Below are 16002 nucleotides of genomic sequence, written 5' to 3' on the forward strand. Positions count from 1 at the left end.
ACCCTCATTGTCCCAGGGACGTCCCTTCCAGGCGGGCCAGCGCACCGGCGGTGGCGTCGCGGGAGCGCAGGTCCAGCAGCCCGTCGGTGCCGGCCAGCCGGTGCCGGGTCTCCCGGCCGGCGAGCCGCAGCAGATCGGGCAGCAGATCGGTGCAGCGGTCGGCGACCCAGCGGGTGCCCTTGGTCGCCATCCACCAGACGCTGGCCGCGGCGCCCGGTCCCGGGCCGCCGGGGGTCGTGGACGGCGGTTCTCCGTCCGACAGGCCGCGCGAGACCAGGAGGTCGTGGAACTCCCGGGCCAGCAGTCGGTGGCCGAGTTCGCTGGGGTGCAGCCGGTCCGCGCTCCACGAGGCGCGGTCGGCCGCCCACGCATGGCGGGCGGCATGCAGGTGCACGGCCCCGTACCGCTCGGACAGCACGTGCACGACCTGGTTCAGCGCGGCCATCCGGCGGCCCAGCGGGCGGGCGAGCGGCCACGGCAGGCCCAGCATGCGGCCGGGGTCGGGCAGACAGGCGGTGAGCACCTCGGCGCCTTGGGCGCGCAGTTGGGCCAGGACGGTGTCCAGGCGGCGGGCGACGGTCTCGATGTCGAAGCTGCCGCGGAGCGTGTCGTTGGCGCCGATCACCACGGAGGCCAGGTGCGGCCGGTGGTCCAGGGCGCGCGGCAGCTGCTCCTCGACGACGTCCTTGGTGAGGGCGCCGCTGCGGGAGCAGTTGAGCAGGCGCACAGCCGAGGGTTCGGCGGCCAGCCCGTGCGCCAGGAGCGGCGCCCAGCCGCGCCATCCGCCGGCGACGGGGTCGCCGAGGCCCTCGGTCAGCGAGTCGCCGAGGGCGGCGAAACGTATCTCCTTCGTGCCGGCGGACACGGCGGCGGCCTGGACCGAGACCGGGGCGGTGGCCGGGGCGGGGACGGGAACAGGGGCGGGAACAGGGGCGGGCATCCGGACGGTGACCTGGTCCTGGACGGGTACCGCGACCCCGGTGGGCGCGTGGGCCGCGGGTCTGGCACGTCCGGGGACGGTGGGCGTCTGCGTGCCTGTCGTCATGGCGTGACCTCCGGGACCGTGAGCCGGGGCGCGGCGTCGTGGGCGGCGAGGAAGGCGCTCACGGCGGTCGGCCAGCCGTAGCGCTCGGCCTGGGCGCGGGCGATGGCCCGGCGCATGGGCTCCGGGCGGGCCAGCAGGTGGCCGACGGCGTCGGCGAAGGCCGGGCCGTCGTCGGTGGCGGCGGCACCGGCCGGGCCGAGGATGTCGGGCAGCGCGGACAGCGCGCTGGCGACGACCGGGGTGCCGCAGGCGAGGGCCTCCAGGGCGGACAGGCCGAACGTCTCCACCGGGCCCGGGGCCAGGACCACGTCGGCGGTGGCCTGGAGGGCGGACAGGGCGCGACGGACGGGGACGTGCCCGACGAAGGTGACCGGCAGCCGGGCCTCCCGGGCCCGGGCCTCCAGGCGGGCGCGCATCGGCCCGTCCCCCGCCACGACGAGGACGGCGTCCACGCCCTGGCGACGCATGTGGGCGAGGGCCTCCAGGGCGCGTCCCGGCCGCTTCTCGGGCGACAGGCGGGAGCACATCACCAGCAGCACCTCGGCGTTGCCGGCGTACCGGGCACGCAACTCCGGGTCGTGGTGCGCCGGGTGGCATGCCTCCAGGTCGACGCCGAGCGGCGCCCGTACGACGTTGCGGGCCCCGATCCGCTCGAACTCCGCGGCCGCCCAGGCCGTCGTGCAGACGATGCGCGAGTACACGTGCGCGCTGCGGCGGTTGAGCCGGTCGGCGGCGCCCTGGGCGAGGCCGCTGGGCACACCCCAGGTGCGCAGCACCCCGTCGACGCTCTCGTGGGACACCATGACGGACGGCACCCGGCGGCGGCGCGCCCACTCCCCGGTCCAGCGCAGCGTCGTGCGGTCGGAGACCTCCAGCCGGTCGGCGCGGAGGCCGTCCAGCACCGCCTCCAGCCGGGCCCGGCCGGTCAGGACGCGGTAGCCGCCGGTACCGGCGACCAGGGGGCCGGGGAGGGTGATGACGCGGCCCTGGGAGGTCATCTCGTCCTTGGCGGCGGGGCCGGGGACGACCAGGACCGGGTCGTGGCCGGCCGCGAGGTAGCCCTCGCCGAGGTGGCGCAGCGCGGTGCGCAGGCCGCCGGAGGTGGGCGTGACGAAGTTCGCCAGCCTGACGATGCGCAGCGGGCCGGTCATGCCGCCACCGCCGTGCGGGCGTCGAGCACCTGCGCGTAGTGCTCCAGGAGCAGGTCGCCGACGGCCTCCCAGGTGCGCGCGGCCACGTCGGCGCGCCCCTCGGCGCCGAATTGGTCGCGCATGGCCGGGGCGCTGGCCAGCAGCCGTACGGCGCCGGTGACGGCGTCCACGTCGCCGGGCGGCACGAGCAGCCCGGTGCGGCCGTGGTCGACGAGGTCGAGCGGACCGCCGGCGGCGGGGGCGACCACGGGCAGCCCGCTGGCCATCGCCTCCTGGACGGTCTGGCAGAACGTCTCGAACGGCCCGGTGTGGACGAAGACGTCGAGGGAGGCGTAGATCCGCGCCAGGTCGTGGCCGGTGCGGCGGCCGAGGAACACCGCGTCCGGCAGCGCCTCGCGCAGCCCGGGGGCGCTCGGGCCGTCCCCGACGACGACCACCTTCACCCCGGACAGCCGGCCCGCGCCGGCCAGCAGCTCCACGTGCTTCTCCGGTGCGAGGCGGCCGATGTAGCCCACCAGGACCTCACCGTTCGGGGCGAGTTCACGGCGCAGCGCCTCGTCGCGGTGGGCCGCGTCGAAGCGCACGGAGTCCACGCCGCGCGGCCACAGGTGCACGCGCGGGACGCCGTGCGCCTCCAGGTCGCGCTGGGAGGCGCTGGACGGGGCGAGCGTGCGGTCGGCGGCCGTGTGCACGGCGCGGATGCGGCGCCACGCGGTGCTCTCACCGCGGCTCAGGTAGGTGCGGGCGTACCCTGCGAGGTCGGTCTGGTACACGGCGACCGCGGGGATGTGCTGCCGGGTGGCCGCGGCCATGCCGCGCACCCCGAGGATGAACGGGCTGGCCAGGTGGACGAGTTCGGCGCGGTGCGCGGCGATCGTCGCCGCGGTCCTGCGGCCGGGGAGCGCCACCCTGACCTGCGGGTAGCCGGGCAGCGGCAGCGACGGCACCCGCACGACGGGGCACGGTTCGTCCCCCGGCACGGACTCCTGCGGGCCGGCCGGCGCGATCACCAGCGGCTCGTGGCCCCTGCGGACCAGATGTTCGGCCGTGCGCAGCGCGCAGTGGGCCACTCCGTTGACGTCGGGTGGGAAGGACTCTGTGACGATGGCTACTCGCATACGGACGTTGTCGGCTCCCCGGGCGTTGTCCGGGTCACGTGGATCTTTCACCTTGGGGAACGTGCCGTGAGCGTTGGGTCCGGATCGGGCCTTCCGGCCGCGCCGGCGCCCCTCGGTGCCCCCCGGACGCCGCGCCGGGCGGCGTCAGGCGCCGCTCGCCGGTCCGGGCAGGAGTTCGGCGACGGGCACGGGGCCGGCGGTCGGGTCGGCGTGCGGGAGGCCGACGCCGGGTCCTTCGGCGAGGCGGTGGCACAGGCCGCGCGGACCCAGCGGGCCGTGCTCCGGGGGTGAACCGCCGGGAATCACCAGCCGCTCGTCCTCGACGCAACTCCGACATCCGCTCCAGGACTTCCCGCGGCGGGATGCCGCGGGCGAAGGCCGGACCCAGCAGCGGCAGGTCACAGCCGTCCATCCGGTCCGGCCCCACCCGCGACCGGGGGGCCGGGGCCTACCGCGCGGGGTCGCCGGAGCTGAGGCGGCCGCGGACCGCGGTCTGGACCTCGGCCTCCTCCGCGGGATCGGCGGCGAGGCTGCGCAGGCGGGCCAGGACCCGGACGTCCGAGGTCGTGGCCGTGCGGGCGGCGAGTTCGCGGGTGGTCTCCTCGCAGTCCCACAGGCACTCGACGGCGAGGCCGGCGCCGAAGCAGGGGTCGGTGCGGGCGAGGGCGTGGGCGGCGACGCCGCGCAGCTGTGAGGAGCTCGTCTCGCGGTAGACGTGGCGCAGGACGGGGGCGGCGCACTCGATGGAGAGCCGGCCGGCCCCTTCCACGAGTACGGCGAGGCCCTCGGCGTCGGCGCCCTCGCGCTGGACGAGTCGGCGCAGGGCGCCGAGGACGCGGTCGGCGTCCTGTTCGCCGCCGCGGCAGGCGAGCATGCGGGCGGCGGTCGCGCCGAGCACGTCCTCACGGCGTGACCAGGCGCGGGCCCGGGTGAGGGCGGCGATGCTGCGCATCCGCTCGAAGGACTCGACGGCGGCGCGGGCGACGAGCTCGGACTCGCTGAGGGCGGCGGCCTCGATGAGGTCGAGGGCCTCGCGGTCCTGGCGGTCGGAGAGGTGGCGGAGTGCGGCCGCGCGGGCCGCCTCGGGACCGCTGCGGGCCGCCCGGACGAGCTCCTCGCGGTCCTCGGGGCCGGCGACGGCGGCGAGGCAGCGGGCGGCGGGGGCGTCGCGGTGCTGCGGTGGGTGGGCGGCCAGGCCTTCCTGGGCCCATTCGAGGACGGCGCCCACGCTCCAGCCCGGGGTCGGCCCGGCGGGCCGCATCTGGCGCTGCCAGCGGTCGAAGGCGGTCTGTTCCGATGCCTTGCGCACCCGTTCGGAGACGGCGGGGTCCGGATCCTCGGCCCACAACCGCCAGGGCCGTGGCTCGTACGCCTCGCGGAGCGCGGCGGCGAGCTGGGCGTCACCCTCCGTGGTGAGCGGGAAGCGGGCGAGCACGGCCGGGCCGAGTGCACGCAGCGCGTCGTCCTCGTCACGTACGGCGAGCTCGTCCAGGGCCCACTCCCAGTTGCCGCCGGTGGCGGCGTAGCGGCGCAGCAGCAGGGCGGCGTCCCGGCGGCCGTAACCGGCGAGGTGACCGAGGACGGACAGCGCCAGGCCGCAGCGGTGCTCGTCGGGACTGATGACGTCGTCGGGGTGGAAGAGGTGCTGTTCGATCCCGTCGAGCGAGCCCTCGAGCTCCGAGTAGAGGCGCGCGTAATAGAGGGAGCGGGACTCCACGCGCCAGTCGTGACGGGGGTCGCGCAGGACGCACTGCTCCAGCGCGGCGAGCGCGTCGGCTCGCTGCGCTGCGAGGGCGTGCAGGGTCCCGTCTCCGCGTCCTCTCTGGAGGAGGCCGAGAAGGGTACCGCTGGGCGCTATGTCGGGGTCGAACATGAGGTCAGCATCCGGTGCGGGGAGTTGGTTGGCAACGGGATTTCCCGTTACCGGCTGCGAGGTATCTTCGCAGATCGTCCCGGGTTCAAACCCTTTGCGCGGCACCCGGGCGGCTCGCGGGCACGCTCGTGGCCGGAGTCCCGCAGCTTACCCGGACCGAGGCATTCCGCCGAGTTCCCCGAGCGTGGCGGCACTCCAGGCTCCTGACATATGCCGGTAGCACCACCGGATCGGGTATTGCAGAAACCCTTACGGGCCATCACTCCTTGTGCAAGAGTCGTGACTGGCCCATCCGTACGGCCCCGTTGAGGCCGGCGCCCGGTTCGGAGACATGTTCGGAGAGCGTCATGCCGCCCCATTTGCATGAGGACCGCGCCACCGCGAAGCCTGAGCCCGGCACCGTGGACGCGCTCATCTCCCAGACCCGCCAGCTGCGCGGCAAGGTCGACGCCGTTCGCCGTGACGCCGCCGCCGAGGACGAGGAGGACCCGCAGCTGCGCTGGCAGCGCGCGCTGTGCGACCTCGCCGTCCACCAGCTCGACGACCTGGGTGCGCACCTCGGGCAACTGCGGGACGGCATCCCCGCCCTCGGCGACCGGGAGACGGGCACCGAGCCCGGCGGCGCCGCCTACGCGGGCCGGTCCGCCCGGGAGCTCCCCGTCCCCGCGCCGGTCGCCGGCGCCGTGCAGGCCCTGGGGCGGGCCGGCAGCGCGGAGTGGGACCTGGTCACGGACGGTGTCCAGTGGTCGGAGGAGCTCTACCGCATCTTCGGGCGCACCCGCGAGGACGGGCCGCTGACCCTGGACGAGCTGCCCTCCTGGCTGTTCGCCGAGGACCAGCAGACCCTGACCGCGGCCGTGACCGGCTGCCTGGTGGACGCCCGGCCGATCGACTGCGAGTTCCGCATCGTCCGCCCGGACGGTGCCGTGCGTACGGTGCACATGGTGGGCGAGCCGGTGCTCGACGCCGCCGGCGCCACCGCCTCCATGTGGGCGGTGCTCCGCGACGTCAGCGAACTGCGCCGCAGCCAGCGGACGCTGCGCGAGACCCGTGACTCGTTGCAGCGCGAGCGGCAGATCGCGCAGACCGAGCGCCGGCTGGCGGTCGAGCTGCAGGAGGCCGTACTGCCGCCGTGGCGCGGCTCCCTGCGGTTCCCGCAGGACGGCGGCCCCACCACGGTCGACCTCGCCGCCCACTACCTCCCGTCCTCCTCCGGCGCGCTCGTCGGCGGCGACTGGTACGACGCGCTGCACCTGCCCGACGGCTCCGCGCTGCTCACCGTGGGCGACCTCACCGGGCACGGGGTCTCCGCCACCTCCGGCATGGCCATGCTGCTCGGCGCGCTGCGCGGCATGGCGATGACGGGGCTGGACCCGGCCCCGCTGCTGGGCGGGCTCAACCAGTTGCTGGACAGCTCCGCGCAGCCCGCCCTGGGCAGCGCCCTGTGCTGCCGCTACCGCCCCGAGGACCGCTCTTTGGTGTGGGCGCAGGCCGGACACCCCGCCCCGCTGCTGTTCCGCGACGGGACGGGGCGACCGCTCGACGCACCCGAGGGCGTGCTGCTGGGCGCCACCTCGGGCGCCCAGTACGGCCAGGCCACCGAGCGGTTGCTCCCCGGCGACCTGCTGGTGCTGCACACCGACGGCCTGCTGCCGCGCCGCTCCGGTTCCCTGGCGGCCTCGGACTCGGCCGCCGCCGTGCGACGCCTGCTGGAACTCGGCCCGAGGTTCGCCCAGGCCCGTACCCCGCAGGAGTGCGTGCGCATCGTGGTGGAGGAACTCGGCGCCCCCGAGCGCGAGGACGACGCCTGCGTGCTCATCGCCAAGTTCCACTGAGGTCCACGGGCGCACCGGTCCGCGGGCCCGCCGGTCCACATTCGACGTGTTCCCATGTCGACGTGCCGACATGAGGACGACATCCGGGAGAGCCGGCTCATTCGGCGTCGAGTCGGCTGGTCCCGCCCATCGATGTCCACGTCCTCCGCGTGGGTCTCCGCTCAGATCGCGGGGCCCCTGCGCTTGGGGCCGCTCGGCAGCGCGATCTCGATCTCCTCACGCAGGTCCTGGATCCTGGTGAAGTCGGAGTAGCGGGCCGTCAGCCGGTACATCTCCCGCAGCCGGTCCCAGGTCCGCAGCGACGAGTTCTGCCTTATGGTCAGCAGCGCCAGTCGTGCGTAGCGGTCCGCCTGCTCGGGGTCGTCGGCGATGAAGCAGGCCGAGGCCAGCGAGATGTAGTCGAAGATGTTGGACCGGTCGCGGCCCTTGCCGCGCAGCTCCAGCGCGTGCTTGGCGTGCTGCTGCGCCGTCCGCGCCGCCAGCGGCTCGTACTCGGCGAGGGTGCGGTACGCCAGCGCCTGCATGCCGTGCAGATCGGCCTCGTCGAACATCTGCATCCAGCTCGGCGGCGGGACGTCGCCGCGGTCGGTGGCGAAGAGGTCCTCGGCCTTGCCCAGGGTGCGGCGCATCGCCTGGCCGTGGCCCATGGAGGCCTGTGCCCAGGCCTCGATGGTGCAGAGCATGGCGCGGGTGCGCGGCAGGGTCTCCTGCCCGGAGCCGGACTGCGCCAGCTTCATCAGGTCCAGCGCGTCGTCCGGCCGTCCCAGGTGGACCATCTGCCGGGCGGCGCGGGAGAGCGCCTCTCCGGCCCTGGGCCGGTCCCCGCCCTCACGCGCGGCGTGCGCCGCGATGACGAAGTACTTCTGGGCGGTGGGCTCCAGGCCCACGTCGTGGGACATCCAGCCCGCCAGGACGGCGAGGTTGGCGGCCACGCCCCAGAGCCTGCGCTTGAGGTGGTCGGGGTGGTGGTAGGCGAGCATGCCGCCCACCTCGTTGAGCTGTCCGACGACCGCCTTGCGCTGCAGTCCGCCGCCGCGGGAGGCGTCCCAGGCGCGGAACACCTCGACCGAGCGCTCCAGCGCCTCGATCTCATGGGAGCCGACCGGGGCCGCCTCGTAGCGGTCGTAGGAGACGGCGTCGGCGTCGAAGGGGTCGTTGGTGGTGGGGGCGTCGGCCGCGAGCGCCGGATCGGTGCGCAGCCAGTCGTACATGGCGCTGCTGAGTGCGGAACCCGCGGCAAGCGCGGCTCCCGCGCCCACCAGACCGCGTCGGTTGAGCATGAGGTCCATTCCCGTGAATTCGGTGAGGACCGCGGCTGTTCGCTCCGGTGGCCAGGGCAGTCCGTCGGCGCTGACGGACTGCTTCCTTCCCGTACGCCGATGCCGGCCGAACCCGAGATCCTCGATGGTTACGACACGGCCGAGACGCTCGGTGAACAGGGCGGCCAGCACGGTGGGGACGGGTTCGCGGGGGGATTCCCCGGTCTCGATCCAGCGGCGCACGCGCGAGGTGTCCGTCGCCAGCTGCGGGTGGCCCATGGCCGCCGCCTGCCGGTTGACGAGTCTCGCGAGTTCTCCCTTGGACCATCCGGTGAGTGCGAACAGGTCCGCTAGCCGTGTGTTGGCTTCCTTGTCCATCCAAGCCCCCAGGTTCCTCGGCACTGTTGACACTAACGGCCGGTCAGCGCCGCCGCGAGCATTCGCCATGGTTCGCCAGGGTGCGCCAGATGGTCTGCCACCCGCATGCGGTGGTCAGGTAGGAACGCGCCACCCGGCCCGGCAACCGCCGGCTCGCGAACGGTCGCATATGAACAACTTTCGAAAAACGCCGATCAGCGTTGAACAACTCGAGAGGCATGTGCGTACTGGTACGCGAGGGGCGTACGGCGCGTGGACAGTTCGGACCGCCGGCCCGGACCCGCATTCCCCAGGGTGCGGGACCGGACGCCGACTCCGGCTCCGGATCCGTCCACGCGCCGGCCCCGCCACCTCGTCAAGAGCTCGTTGGCACACGAAGGGATCTGTCTCCCCATATGTATTCAGCATCGTCCTCCGTGTCCGCACCGCCCCGGCCGACCCAGCTCCCGGGGTTCACCGGGACAGGGACCGCCATACGTCCTCGTCCGGTGCTGCCCGCTCCGCGCAGGGGCGCGCCGGGGACCTCCCACCCGCTCGGCGGGAGGCTCGACTTGACCGGTCCCCAAGGCGCGCAGTTGCGCTCGGCCATCGCCTCGGTGCAGCGCATCTGTCCCGAGTTCACGCCCGTCCAGATGCTGCGGCGCAGCGGCCGCTCGGTGCTGCTGGTCGGCACCTCCGGCCGTGCCCCCGCGGTCGCGAAGTGCCTGCTGGACCACTCCCCCGCCTGGGTGGAGCGGTACCGGCACGAGATCGGCGCGTACCGGGCCTTCGTACGGCACCGGCCTCCGGTCAGGGCGCCGCGGCTGATCGCCGCCGACCCCGAGAGCTGCACGCTCGTGCTGGAGCGCATGCCCGGACGGGTCGCGGCCCTGCAGCGGCACCCCTCGGAGGCCCCGCCGCGGGCCGACGTGCGGATGGCGCTCAGCGCGATCTCCCGGGTCAACATGTGGCGTCCGCCGGCCGGGATCTTCGACGCCCCCGTCGACTACGCGGCGCGGCTGTCCCGTTACCACGAGCTGGGACTGCTCACCGACCGGGACATGGGCGACCTGCAGAAACTGCTGCACGGACTGGCGCACGCTCAGGGCCAGTTCAACCACGGCGACGCCCTGCTCTCCAACATCCTGCTCTCCCCGGCCGGCCCGGTGCTGGTCGACTGGGAGCACGCCGGCTGGTACCTGCCCGGCTACGACCTGGCGGTGCTCTGGATGATCCTGGGCGACGACCCGGTCGCCCGGCGGCAGATCAGCCAGATGGCGCAGGCCGCGGGACCGATCGCGCGTGACGCCTTCCTGGTCAACCTGATGCTGGTGGTCACCCGCGAGATCCGCACCTACGAGACGGCCGTCCAGCGCACGATGCGCAGCACCGTCCCGGTGGGTCCGGGCGCCGCCGAGGCCGGCGAGGAGCAGCGCCTGCTGCTGCGCCGTCTGCACGACGACGCGGGCCTCGCCCGGCGGGCCGTCAGGGCCGCCGTCGGCACGAGGTGACCTTCCGGCCGGTTTCCGGACGGAAGAGGAGGAACCGGTCCGTGGTGGACGGCGGAGCACCGCGGTCGCGGACCCGGGGACCAGGGGAGGGTCCTCCGGTGCCGTCGCGGTGCCGTCCGGGCGGCCTCAGGGCCGGGACGGCACCGCCGGTGGTCCAGTCCACTGACGCACCGCAGGCCATGGCGCCCGTGCGGGGAAAGCTCCCGGCACGGGCGCTGACATGCGTAAACCGCTTTCACAGTGCCTAGTTGACGGATCGTCGACCAATGGATACCTCTGTGGTGCCGAACGGCCCCGTGCGTCACCACAGGAGGCTGCAGTGCGAGGAACCCCCCACAACGCGAGACGCCCGCGCAAGGTCGTCACCGCCGCAACGGTCACCGTGGCCGTCGGCGCCCTGCTCTCCGCCCTGTCGCCGCTGCCCGCCGCCGGCGTGACCCCGCAGGAGCGGGACGCACCGCTCCGGCAGGCCTTCCGGGACGCCGCGGAACGTCATCACGTCCCGGAGAGCGTGCTGATGGGCGTGGCCTACCTGGAGTCGCGCTGGGACACCCACCGCGGACTGCCCAGCGTCACCGCCGGATACGGCCCCATGCACCTCACGGACGCCCGGACGGCGCTCACCGGCTTCCCCCGAAGGGGCGATGGCGGTGACGACCCGCGCGGCGACGTGGGCCGTCCCCTCGCCGACGTGGGGCTGCCCGCCACGGACACCCGCGCGCTGCCCTCGGCGCTCACCACGCTGGACCGCGCCGCCGGGCTGACCGGGCTGAGCGCCGAGGAGCTGCGCGAGGACCCGGCGGCCAACGTCGAGGGCGGCGCGGCGCTGCTGGCCCGGGCCCAGAAGTCGCTGGGCGCACCACTGAGTTCGGACCCGGCCCGCTGGTACGGCGCGGTGGCGCGGTACTCGGGCGCCGACGACACCGCCACGGCGTCGGTCTTCGCCGACGACGTCTTCCAGGTCATCCGCGAGGGAGTCACGCGCACCACGGACGACGGGGAGAGCCTCACCCTCGCCGCGCACCCCGGGCTCGCGCCGCAGACCGCCCAGCTCCGCTCCCTGGGTCTGCGCACGGTCGCCGCGGACGGGACGGAGTGCCCGCGCACGGTCGCGTGCGAATGGCTCCCGGCCCCGTACGAGGAGTACGGCACGGGCGACTACGGCAACCACGACCTCGCGGACCGCCCGCACGACCAGAAGATCGACTACATCGTCGTCCACGACACCGAGGCCACCTGGGACACCACCCTCCAGCTGGTGCAGAAGCCGGACTACCTGGCGTGGCACTACTCGATCCGCTCCGCGGACGGCCACGTCGACCAGCACGTGCGGACCAAGGACGTCGGCTGGCACGCCGGCAACTGGTACGTCAACGCCAAGTCCGTCGGCATCGAGCACGAGGGCTTCCTCACCGATCCCGGCGCCTGGTACACCGAGGCCATGTACCGGGCGTCGGCCCGGCTGGTCCGCTACCTGGCCGGGCGTTACGGCATCCCGCTGGACCGGCAGCACATCCTGGGCCACGACAACGTCCCGGGACCGACCCCCGCGAACATCCCGGGGATGCACACCGACCCCGGCCCGTACTGGGACTGGGCGCACTACTTCCAGCTCCTGGGAGCGCCCTTCCGGCAGACCGCCGGGCCGGGCAGCGCCCTGGTGACGATCGACCCGGACTACGGCTCCAACCGGCCCGTCTACACGGGGTGCGCGAGCGCCGGTGACACCTGCCCGTCCCGCGGTTCCACGGCCGTCCGGCTGTACACCGAGCCACGCGAGGACGCCCCGCTCGTCAAGGACGCCGGTCTGCACGGGGAGGCCCCCTCCACGACCGGGGTGAACGACACCGGCGCCCGTGCCTCGACCGGCCAGCAGTTCGCGGTGGCCGGACGGCGCGGGGACTGGACGGCGATCTGGTACCTCGGCCAGAAGGCCTGGTTCCACGACCCCAGGGGGCACCGGACCGCCCTGCCGGCCACGGGCCGGCTGGTCACGCCCAAGGAGGGCCGCGACGAGGTCCCGGTGTACGGGCGCGCCTACCCGGAGGCGTCCGCCTACCCCGCGGGCGTCCCGGTGCAGCCGGACTCCCCGCTGCCGTACAAGCTGCTCGCGGGCCAGAGCTACGCGGTGGGCCGGGCGACGCACGGCGAGTACTACCGGGCGGTCACCTTCGACGCCTCCCAGCACGTGGTGGTGCGGGGGGAGCAGCTCTACTACGAGATCCAGTTCGGCCACCGGGTGGCCTGGGTCAAGGCCGAGGACGTCACCCTGCGGCCCTCCTGGGTCCCGCTCAGCCCTGCTGGAACATCTCCGCGGGGAGGGGCTTGAGCAACTGGTAGAGGTCGTCGGTGATCGGGCGGTCCCAGGTCGCGATGGTGACCAGGACGCCGTCGCTGCGGTCGAACTGCGTGCAGGCGATGCGCCCCTCGGAGAGCTTCACCTTGCGCACGATCAGCAGGTTGTCACCGTGCATGACCGGGGTGTCCTCGGTGCCGACGACCTCGACCGGCTCGTCGTTGCCGAGGGCCAGCAGCAGCTGGGCGACCTCGAAGGGGATCTGGCCCTCTTCGAGGTCGCGGGCGGGCGAGCCCTCGGGGAGGTTGCCGATCAGCATGGCGGGACCGCGCCCGCCGAAGAGGTCGTAGCGCAGGAAGATGCCCTGGCAACTGCCGTCCTCCCCGGGCAGCAGCCCGGCGCCGAGTTCGCCCGGCCAGTCGCCCGGGTCCATGGCCAGGACGTCGAATTCCGGCCCTGTGGGCGTTGCGGCGCTGCGGCGGCGGAGGAACGACATGCGCCCATCGTACGGTCCCCGGGCCGCCCGTGTGCCCGGGGTCGCGTCGCTACGGGGCGAGCGCCCGGGACAGGCCCGCCCGGTCGGTGCCGATCTTGCGGTAGACGGCGGAGAGCAGACGGGTGACGCCCTCCACGTCGGTGTCCAGACCTGCGGCGATCTGCTCGTCGTCCTCACCCCGGGCGGCCCGCGAGGCGGCCGCCCGTTCCTGTGCGGTGAGGGCGTCGGTCTCCGTCGTACGGAGCCTGCGCGGGCGCAGTCCGGCGGCGGCGAGTTCGTCGCGGGCGCGCTCGGCCAGTTGGTCGGCACCGCAGTGGACGGCGGTCTCCAGGCCCCGGTAGAGCTGCTCGGCCGCCTCGTGGAGCCGGGCCTCGCGGCGCAGCGCGGCACCGTGGTCGACCAGGGTCCGGGCCAGCTCGTAGCCGGCCGGTGAGCGCTCCAGGTGCGTGACCGCCTCCTGCAGCAGCTTGAGCCGGTCGGATTCCGCGGCCACCTCGGCGCAGACCCGCAGCGCCTGGCCGATCGAGGACGCGGTGCCGTACTGGCGGGCGCGCTCGACGGCGTCGGCGGCGGTGGCACGGGCCCGCTCCGGGGTGTCCCGGGCCTCGGCGAGCGCGAGGTGGAGCTTCCAGGGGGACCAGGCGGGATTGCGCATGCCCCGGGGGTCGAGCCGGCGGCCGCACGCCTCGAGCTGGGCGATGGCCTCGTTGACCATGCCGCGGGCGAGCAGCAGTTCGCCGTAGACGGTCTGGGCGTCGGGGAAGGTGACGGCCGCAGGGAAGGGCTCGCAGAAGTCGTACTCCTCGGCGAGGGCCGCGGCCTCGCGGAGCCGGCCCCGGGCGAGCAGGATCTCGACGAGGATCGCCACGGTGTACCAGACGACGGGGGTGCCGCGGCCGACGCGGTCGGCGAGCCGCAGGCCGTCGCGGGCGAAGTCCTCGGCCTCGGCGAGGCGCCCGCGGCGGTAACGCACGTACCCGAGCAGGGAGTAGCCGAAGGCGAGGTGGGCGCCGCGCCATCCCTGGCGCTCGTAGTCGCCGATGCCGGCGGCGAAGAGCTCCTCGGCGCGGCCGGGCCGGTCGGCGTACATGTACGTCATCGCGACGAGGACCGGGACCTCGAAGCCGAAGTCCTCGCTGGCCCAGGGCAGTCCGCCGTCCAGGGCACGGTCGGAGTGCCGCAGCGCGGTCTCGGCGGGCTCGCCGCGCAGGGTGGCGTCCCAGGCGCGCAGGCCGATGATGTAGCGCTCGGTCAGGTCGCGTCCGGTCAGCCGGTCGGCCAGGCGGGCCAGCCGGCGGGAACGGGCCGGGGAGTCGGGTTCGTCGGAGCGGAAGGCGTCCCACATGAACTGCTCTTCCTGCATCCGCAGCCGGGCCCGCGCGTTGGTGGCGGTCCGTGCGGCCTGTCCGACGGTGTCCGCGGCCTCGCCGAGCCGGTCGGAGTGGGCCAGCGCCTGGGAGAGCCGGTAGGTGATCGCGCGCGCAGCGCCGGGTCGACGACGGGCTCCTCGAGCGCGGCGCGCAGGTGGTTGACGGTGGTCGCCGGCTCGGTGAGCAGGGAGGAGCAGCCGAGCTCGAACAGCACGGCCGCCCGGTCCTCGAACGGGGGCGGCTCGCGCAGGGCCCGCGCCAGGTAGCGGCGGGCCGCGTCGGGGGCGCCGGCCCGGGCGGTGTCCCGGGCGGCCTGGCGCAGCTGGCCGACGACCCAGGGGTCGCCCTCGGGGTGGGTCTCCAGCAGGTGGCGGGCGGCGGCGGAGGGGCCGAGCCCGGCGTCCACGACGGACCAGGCGGCCTGGCCGTGCAGGGCGACGCGGACGGCGTCGGGGATGGCCCGGTACACGGCGGTGGCGATGAGGGGGTGGACGAACTCCAGGACGTCGCTGCCGGTGAGGATGCGGGCCTTGCGGAGCCGGTCCGCGGCGTCGGCGGCCTCCTCGCCGCCCAGGCCCGCCACGCTCGCGGCGATCGCCGGCGAGATGGACGTGCCGAGGACGGCCGCGGCCCACGCCATGCGGACGGTGGAGGTGCCCAGGCGTTCCAGGCGGGCGATGAGTCCGCTGCCCTTGGCGGCGGCGGCGAGGTCGCGCAGGAGGTGCGCGCTGGACTCGTCGGGGCGCAGCGCCCGGTCGAGGACCTTGGCGGTGAGCTCCACGGCCTCGAAGGGGTTGCCGGCGGTGACGGCCCAGGCCTCGCGGCAGAACGCGTCGTCGGCGTGGTCGCCCACGGCGTCGCGGATGAGCCGGCCGATGGCGGCGGCGCTGAGCGGTTCCAGGCCGAGCGGGCGGGTGCCGGAGCGGTCGGGGAGGCCGCGGAACGCCTCGGCGTGGGCGGGGAGTTCGTCGGGGCGGTAGGCCACGACGACGAGCATGGGGAGTTCCTCGGCGCGCGGTGCGAAGGCGGCCAGCCAGCCCAGGGACTCGGGGTCGGCCCAGTGGGCGTCGTCGAGCACGAGGACCACGGGGCCACGCCGGACGGCGATGTGGGTGAGCACCCAGTCGAGTCCGTCCGCGAGGCCCTGCGGGTCCGGGGGCGCGCCCTCGCCGTCGGTGCACAGCCCCAGGGCGGGGCCGACGATGCCGTACCAGCTGCCGAGGGTGGTGCGGAGCACCCCGTCACCGGCTCCGGCGAGCTGGGGCTGCAGCAGCTGGCGTGCGACGTGGAAGGCGACGCCCTGTTCCTGGTCGCCGCCGCGGGCGTACAGGACGGTGCAGCCGAGGGCGGAGGCCCGGCGCCGGGTCTCCGCAAGCAGGGTCGTCTTGCCGAGGCCCGCGGGGGCCGCGAAGGCGAGCACGCCGCCGCGCCGTGTGCCGGCGCGGGGGTGGTCCCCCTCGGCCCGTATGCCTGTGAGTTCGGCCAGCGCCTCGTCGACGGCCACGAGCTCGGCCTCGCGTTCGAGGAGCGGTCGCCGGGACTTCGGTGTGCGCCGCGCCATAGTGCACCCCCTGCCCCTGATCCGGCGCGCGCCGGGGCGCGCCGGTGATGCTCGGACGCCTGTCCGGTGGCACCTCAGCGTACGCCACCAGGGACCCTGCGTGAGTACATAAATGCGAAGTGGTGACGGC

General features: G+C 74.7%; 10 protein-coding genes and 1 pseudogene. 3 read left to right on the plus strand and 8 right to left on the minus strand.

Going from position 1 to position 16002, the window contains the following annotated elements; translation table 11 throughout:
- Positions 1–4: 4 nt before the first annotated feature.
- The 5 genes from AC1VWI_RS09930 to AC1VWI_RS09950 form a co-directional block, all read right to left on the minus strand.
- Positions 5–1045, minus strand: a complete 1041-nt coding sequence (locus AC1VWI_RS09930) for an SGNH/GDSL hydrolase family protein (protein WP_499510595.1) — start codon at positions 1043–1045, stop codon at positions 5–7.
- Positions 1042–2196 (minus strand): glycosyltransferase, encoded by a 1155-nt coding sequence (locus AC1VWI_RS09935; RefSeq protein ID WP_499510596.1) that lies wholly within the window; start codon positions 2194–2196, stop codon positions 1042–1044. Before AC1VWI_RS09935 ends, AC1VWI_RS09930 begins: the two co-directional genes overlap by 4 nt.
- On the minus strand, positions 2193–3314 hold the full coding sequence (locus tag AC1VWI_RS09940; protein WP_499510597.1) for a glycosyltransferase family 4 protein: 1122 nt from the start codon (positions 3312–3314) through the stop codon (positions 2193–2195). The genes AC1VWI_RS09935 and AC1VWI_RS09940 overlap by 4 nt, the downstream gene beginning before the upstream one ends.
- Before the next feature lie 144 nt (positions 3315–3458).
- The gene (locus tag AC1VWI_RS09945) at positions 3459–3620 is read right to left on the minus strand and encodes a hypothetical protein (RefSeq protein WP_499510598.1); all 162 of its coding nucleotides are present in this window, start codon (positions 3618–3620) and stop codon (positions 3459–3461) included.
- 142 nt (positions 3621–3762) lie between these two features.
- Positions 3763–5187, minus strand: a complete 1425-nt coding sequence (locus tag AC1VWI_RS09950; protein WP_499510599.1) for a HEAT repeat domain-containing protein — start codon at positions 5185–5187, stop codon at positions 3763–3765.
- Positions 5188–5534: 347 nt separating this feature from the next.
- Between AC1VWI_RS09950 and AC1VWI_RS09955 the strand changes: the two genes are divergently transcribed.
- Positions 5535–7022, plus strand: coding sequence for a PP2C family protein-serine/threonine phosphatase (locus AC1VWI_RS09955; RefSeq protein WP_499510600.1), 1488 nt, complete (start codon positions 5535–5537; stop codon positions 7020–7022).
- A gap of 161 nt (positions 7023–7183) precedes the next feature.
- Here the strand turns inward: AC1VWI_RS09955 and AC1VWI_RS09960 are convergent, their stop codons facing one another.
- Positions 7184–8659, minus strand: a complete 1476-nt coding sequence (locus tag AC1VWI_RS09960) for a DNA-binding protein NsdB (RefSeq protein ID WP_499510601.1) — start codon at positions 8657–8659, stop codon at positions 7184–7186.
- Between the two features lie 395 nt (positions 8660–9054).
- On the opposite strand from AC1VWI_RS09960, the gene AC1VWI_RS09965 reads away from it, so the two are divergent.
- Entirely contained in the window at positions 9055–10149 is a 1095-nt protein-coding gene (locus AC1VWI_RS09965; protein WP_499510602.1) for an aminoglycoside phosphotransferase family protein, read from the plus strand.
- 319 nt (positions 10150–10468) lie between these two features.
- On the plus strand, positions 10469–12478 hold the full coding sequence (locus tag AC1VWI_RS09970; protein WP_499510603.1) for an N-acetylmuramoyl-L-alanine amidase: 2010 nt from the start codon (positions 10469–10471) through the stop codon (positions 12476–12478).
- On the opposite strand, the gene AC1VWI_RS09975 is transcribed toward AC1VWI_RS09970, so the two are convergent.
- Entirely contained in the window at positions 12441–12941 is a 501-nt protein-coding gene (locus AC1VWI_RS09975; protein ID WP_361791587.1) for a hypothetical protein, read from the minus strand. The genes AC1VWI_RS09970 and AC1VWI_RS09975 overlap by 38 nt on opposite strands.
- A gap of 49 nt (positions 12942–12990) precedes the next feature.
- Positions 12991–15872: pseudogene (locus AC1VWI_RS09980) on the minus strand (ATP-binding protein).
- Positions 15873–16002: the final 130 nt, after the last annotated feature.

The organism is Streptomyces sp. TOM-9 (genome assembly GCF_056858595.1).

Excerpts from the sequence above, each read along its gene's own strand:
- AC1VWI_RS09930 (WP_499510595.1), bottom strand. The coding sequence starts at position 1,045 with ATGACGACAGGCACGCAGACGCCCACCGTCCCCGGACGTGCCAGACCC.
- AC1VWI_RS09935 (WP_499510596.1), bottom strand. The coding sequence starts at position 2,196 with ATGACCGGCCCGCTGCGCATCGTCAGGCTGGCGAACTTCGTCACGCCC.
- AC1VWI_RS09940 (WP_499510597.1), bottom strand. The coding sequence starts at position 3,314 with ATGCGAGTAGCCATCGTCACAGAGTCCTTCCCACCCGACGTCAACGGA.
- AC1VWI_RS09950 (WP_499510599.1), bottom strand. The coding sequence starts at position 5,187 with ATGTTCGACCCCGACATAGCGCCCAGCGGTACCCTTCTCGGCCTCCTC.
- AC1VWI_RS09955 (WP_499510600.1), top strand. The coding sequence starts at position 5,535 with ATGCCGCCCCATTTGCATGAGGACCGCGCCACCGCGAAGCCTGAGCCC.
- AC1VWI_RS09960 (WP_499510601.1), bottom strand. The coding sequence starts at position 8,659 with ATGGACAAGGAAGCCAACACACGGCTAGCGGACCTGTTCGCACTCACC.
- AC1VWI_RS09965 (WP_499510602.1), top strand. The coding sequence starts at position 9,055 with ATGTATTCAGCATCGTCCTCCGTGTCCGCACCGCCCCGGCCGACCCAG.
- AC1VWI_RS09975 (WP_361791587.1), bottom strand. The coding sequence starts at position 12,941 with ATGTCGTTCCTCCGCCGCCGCAGCGCCGCAACGCCCACAGGGCCGGAA.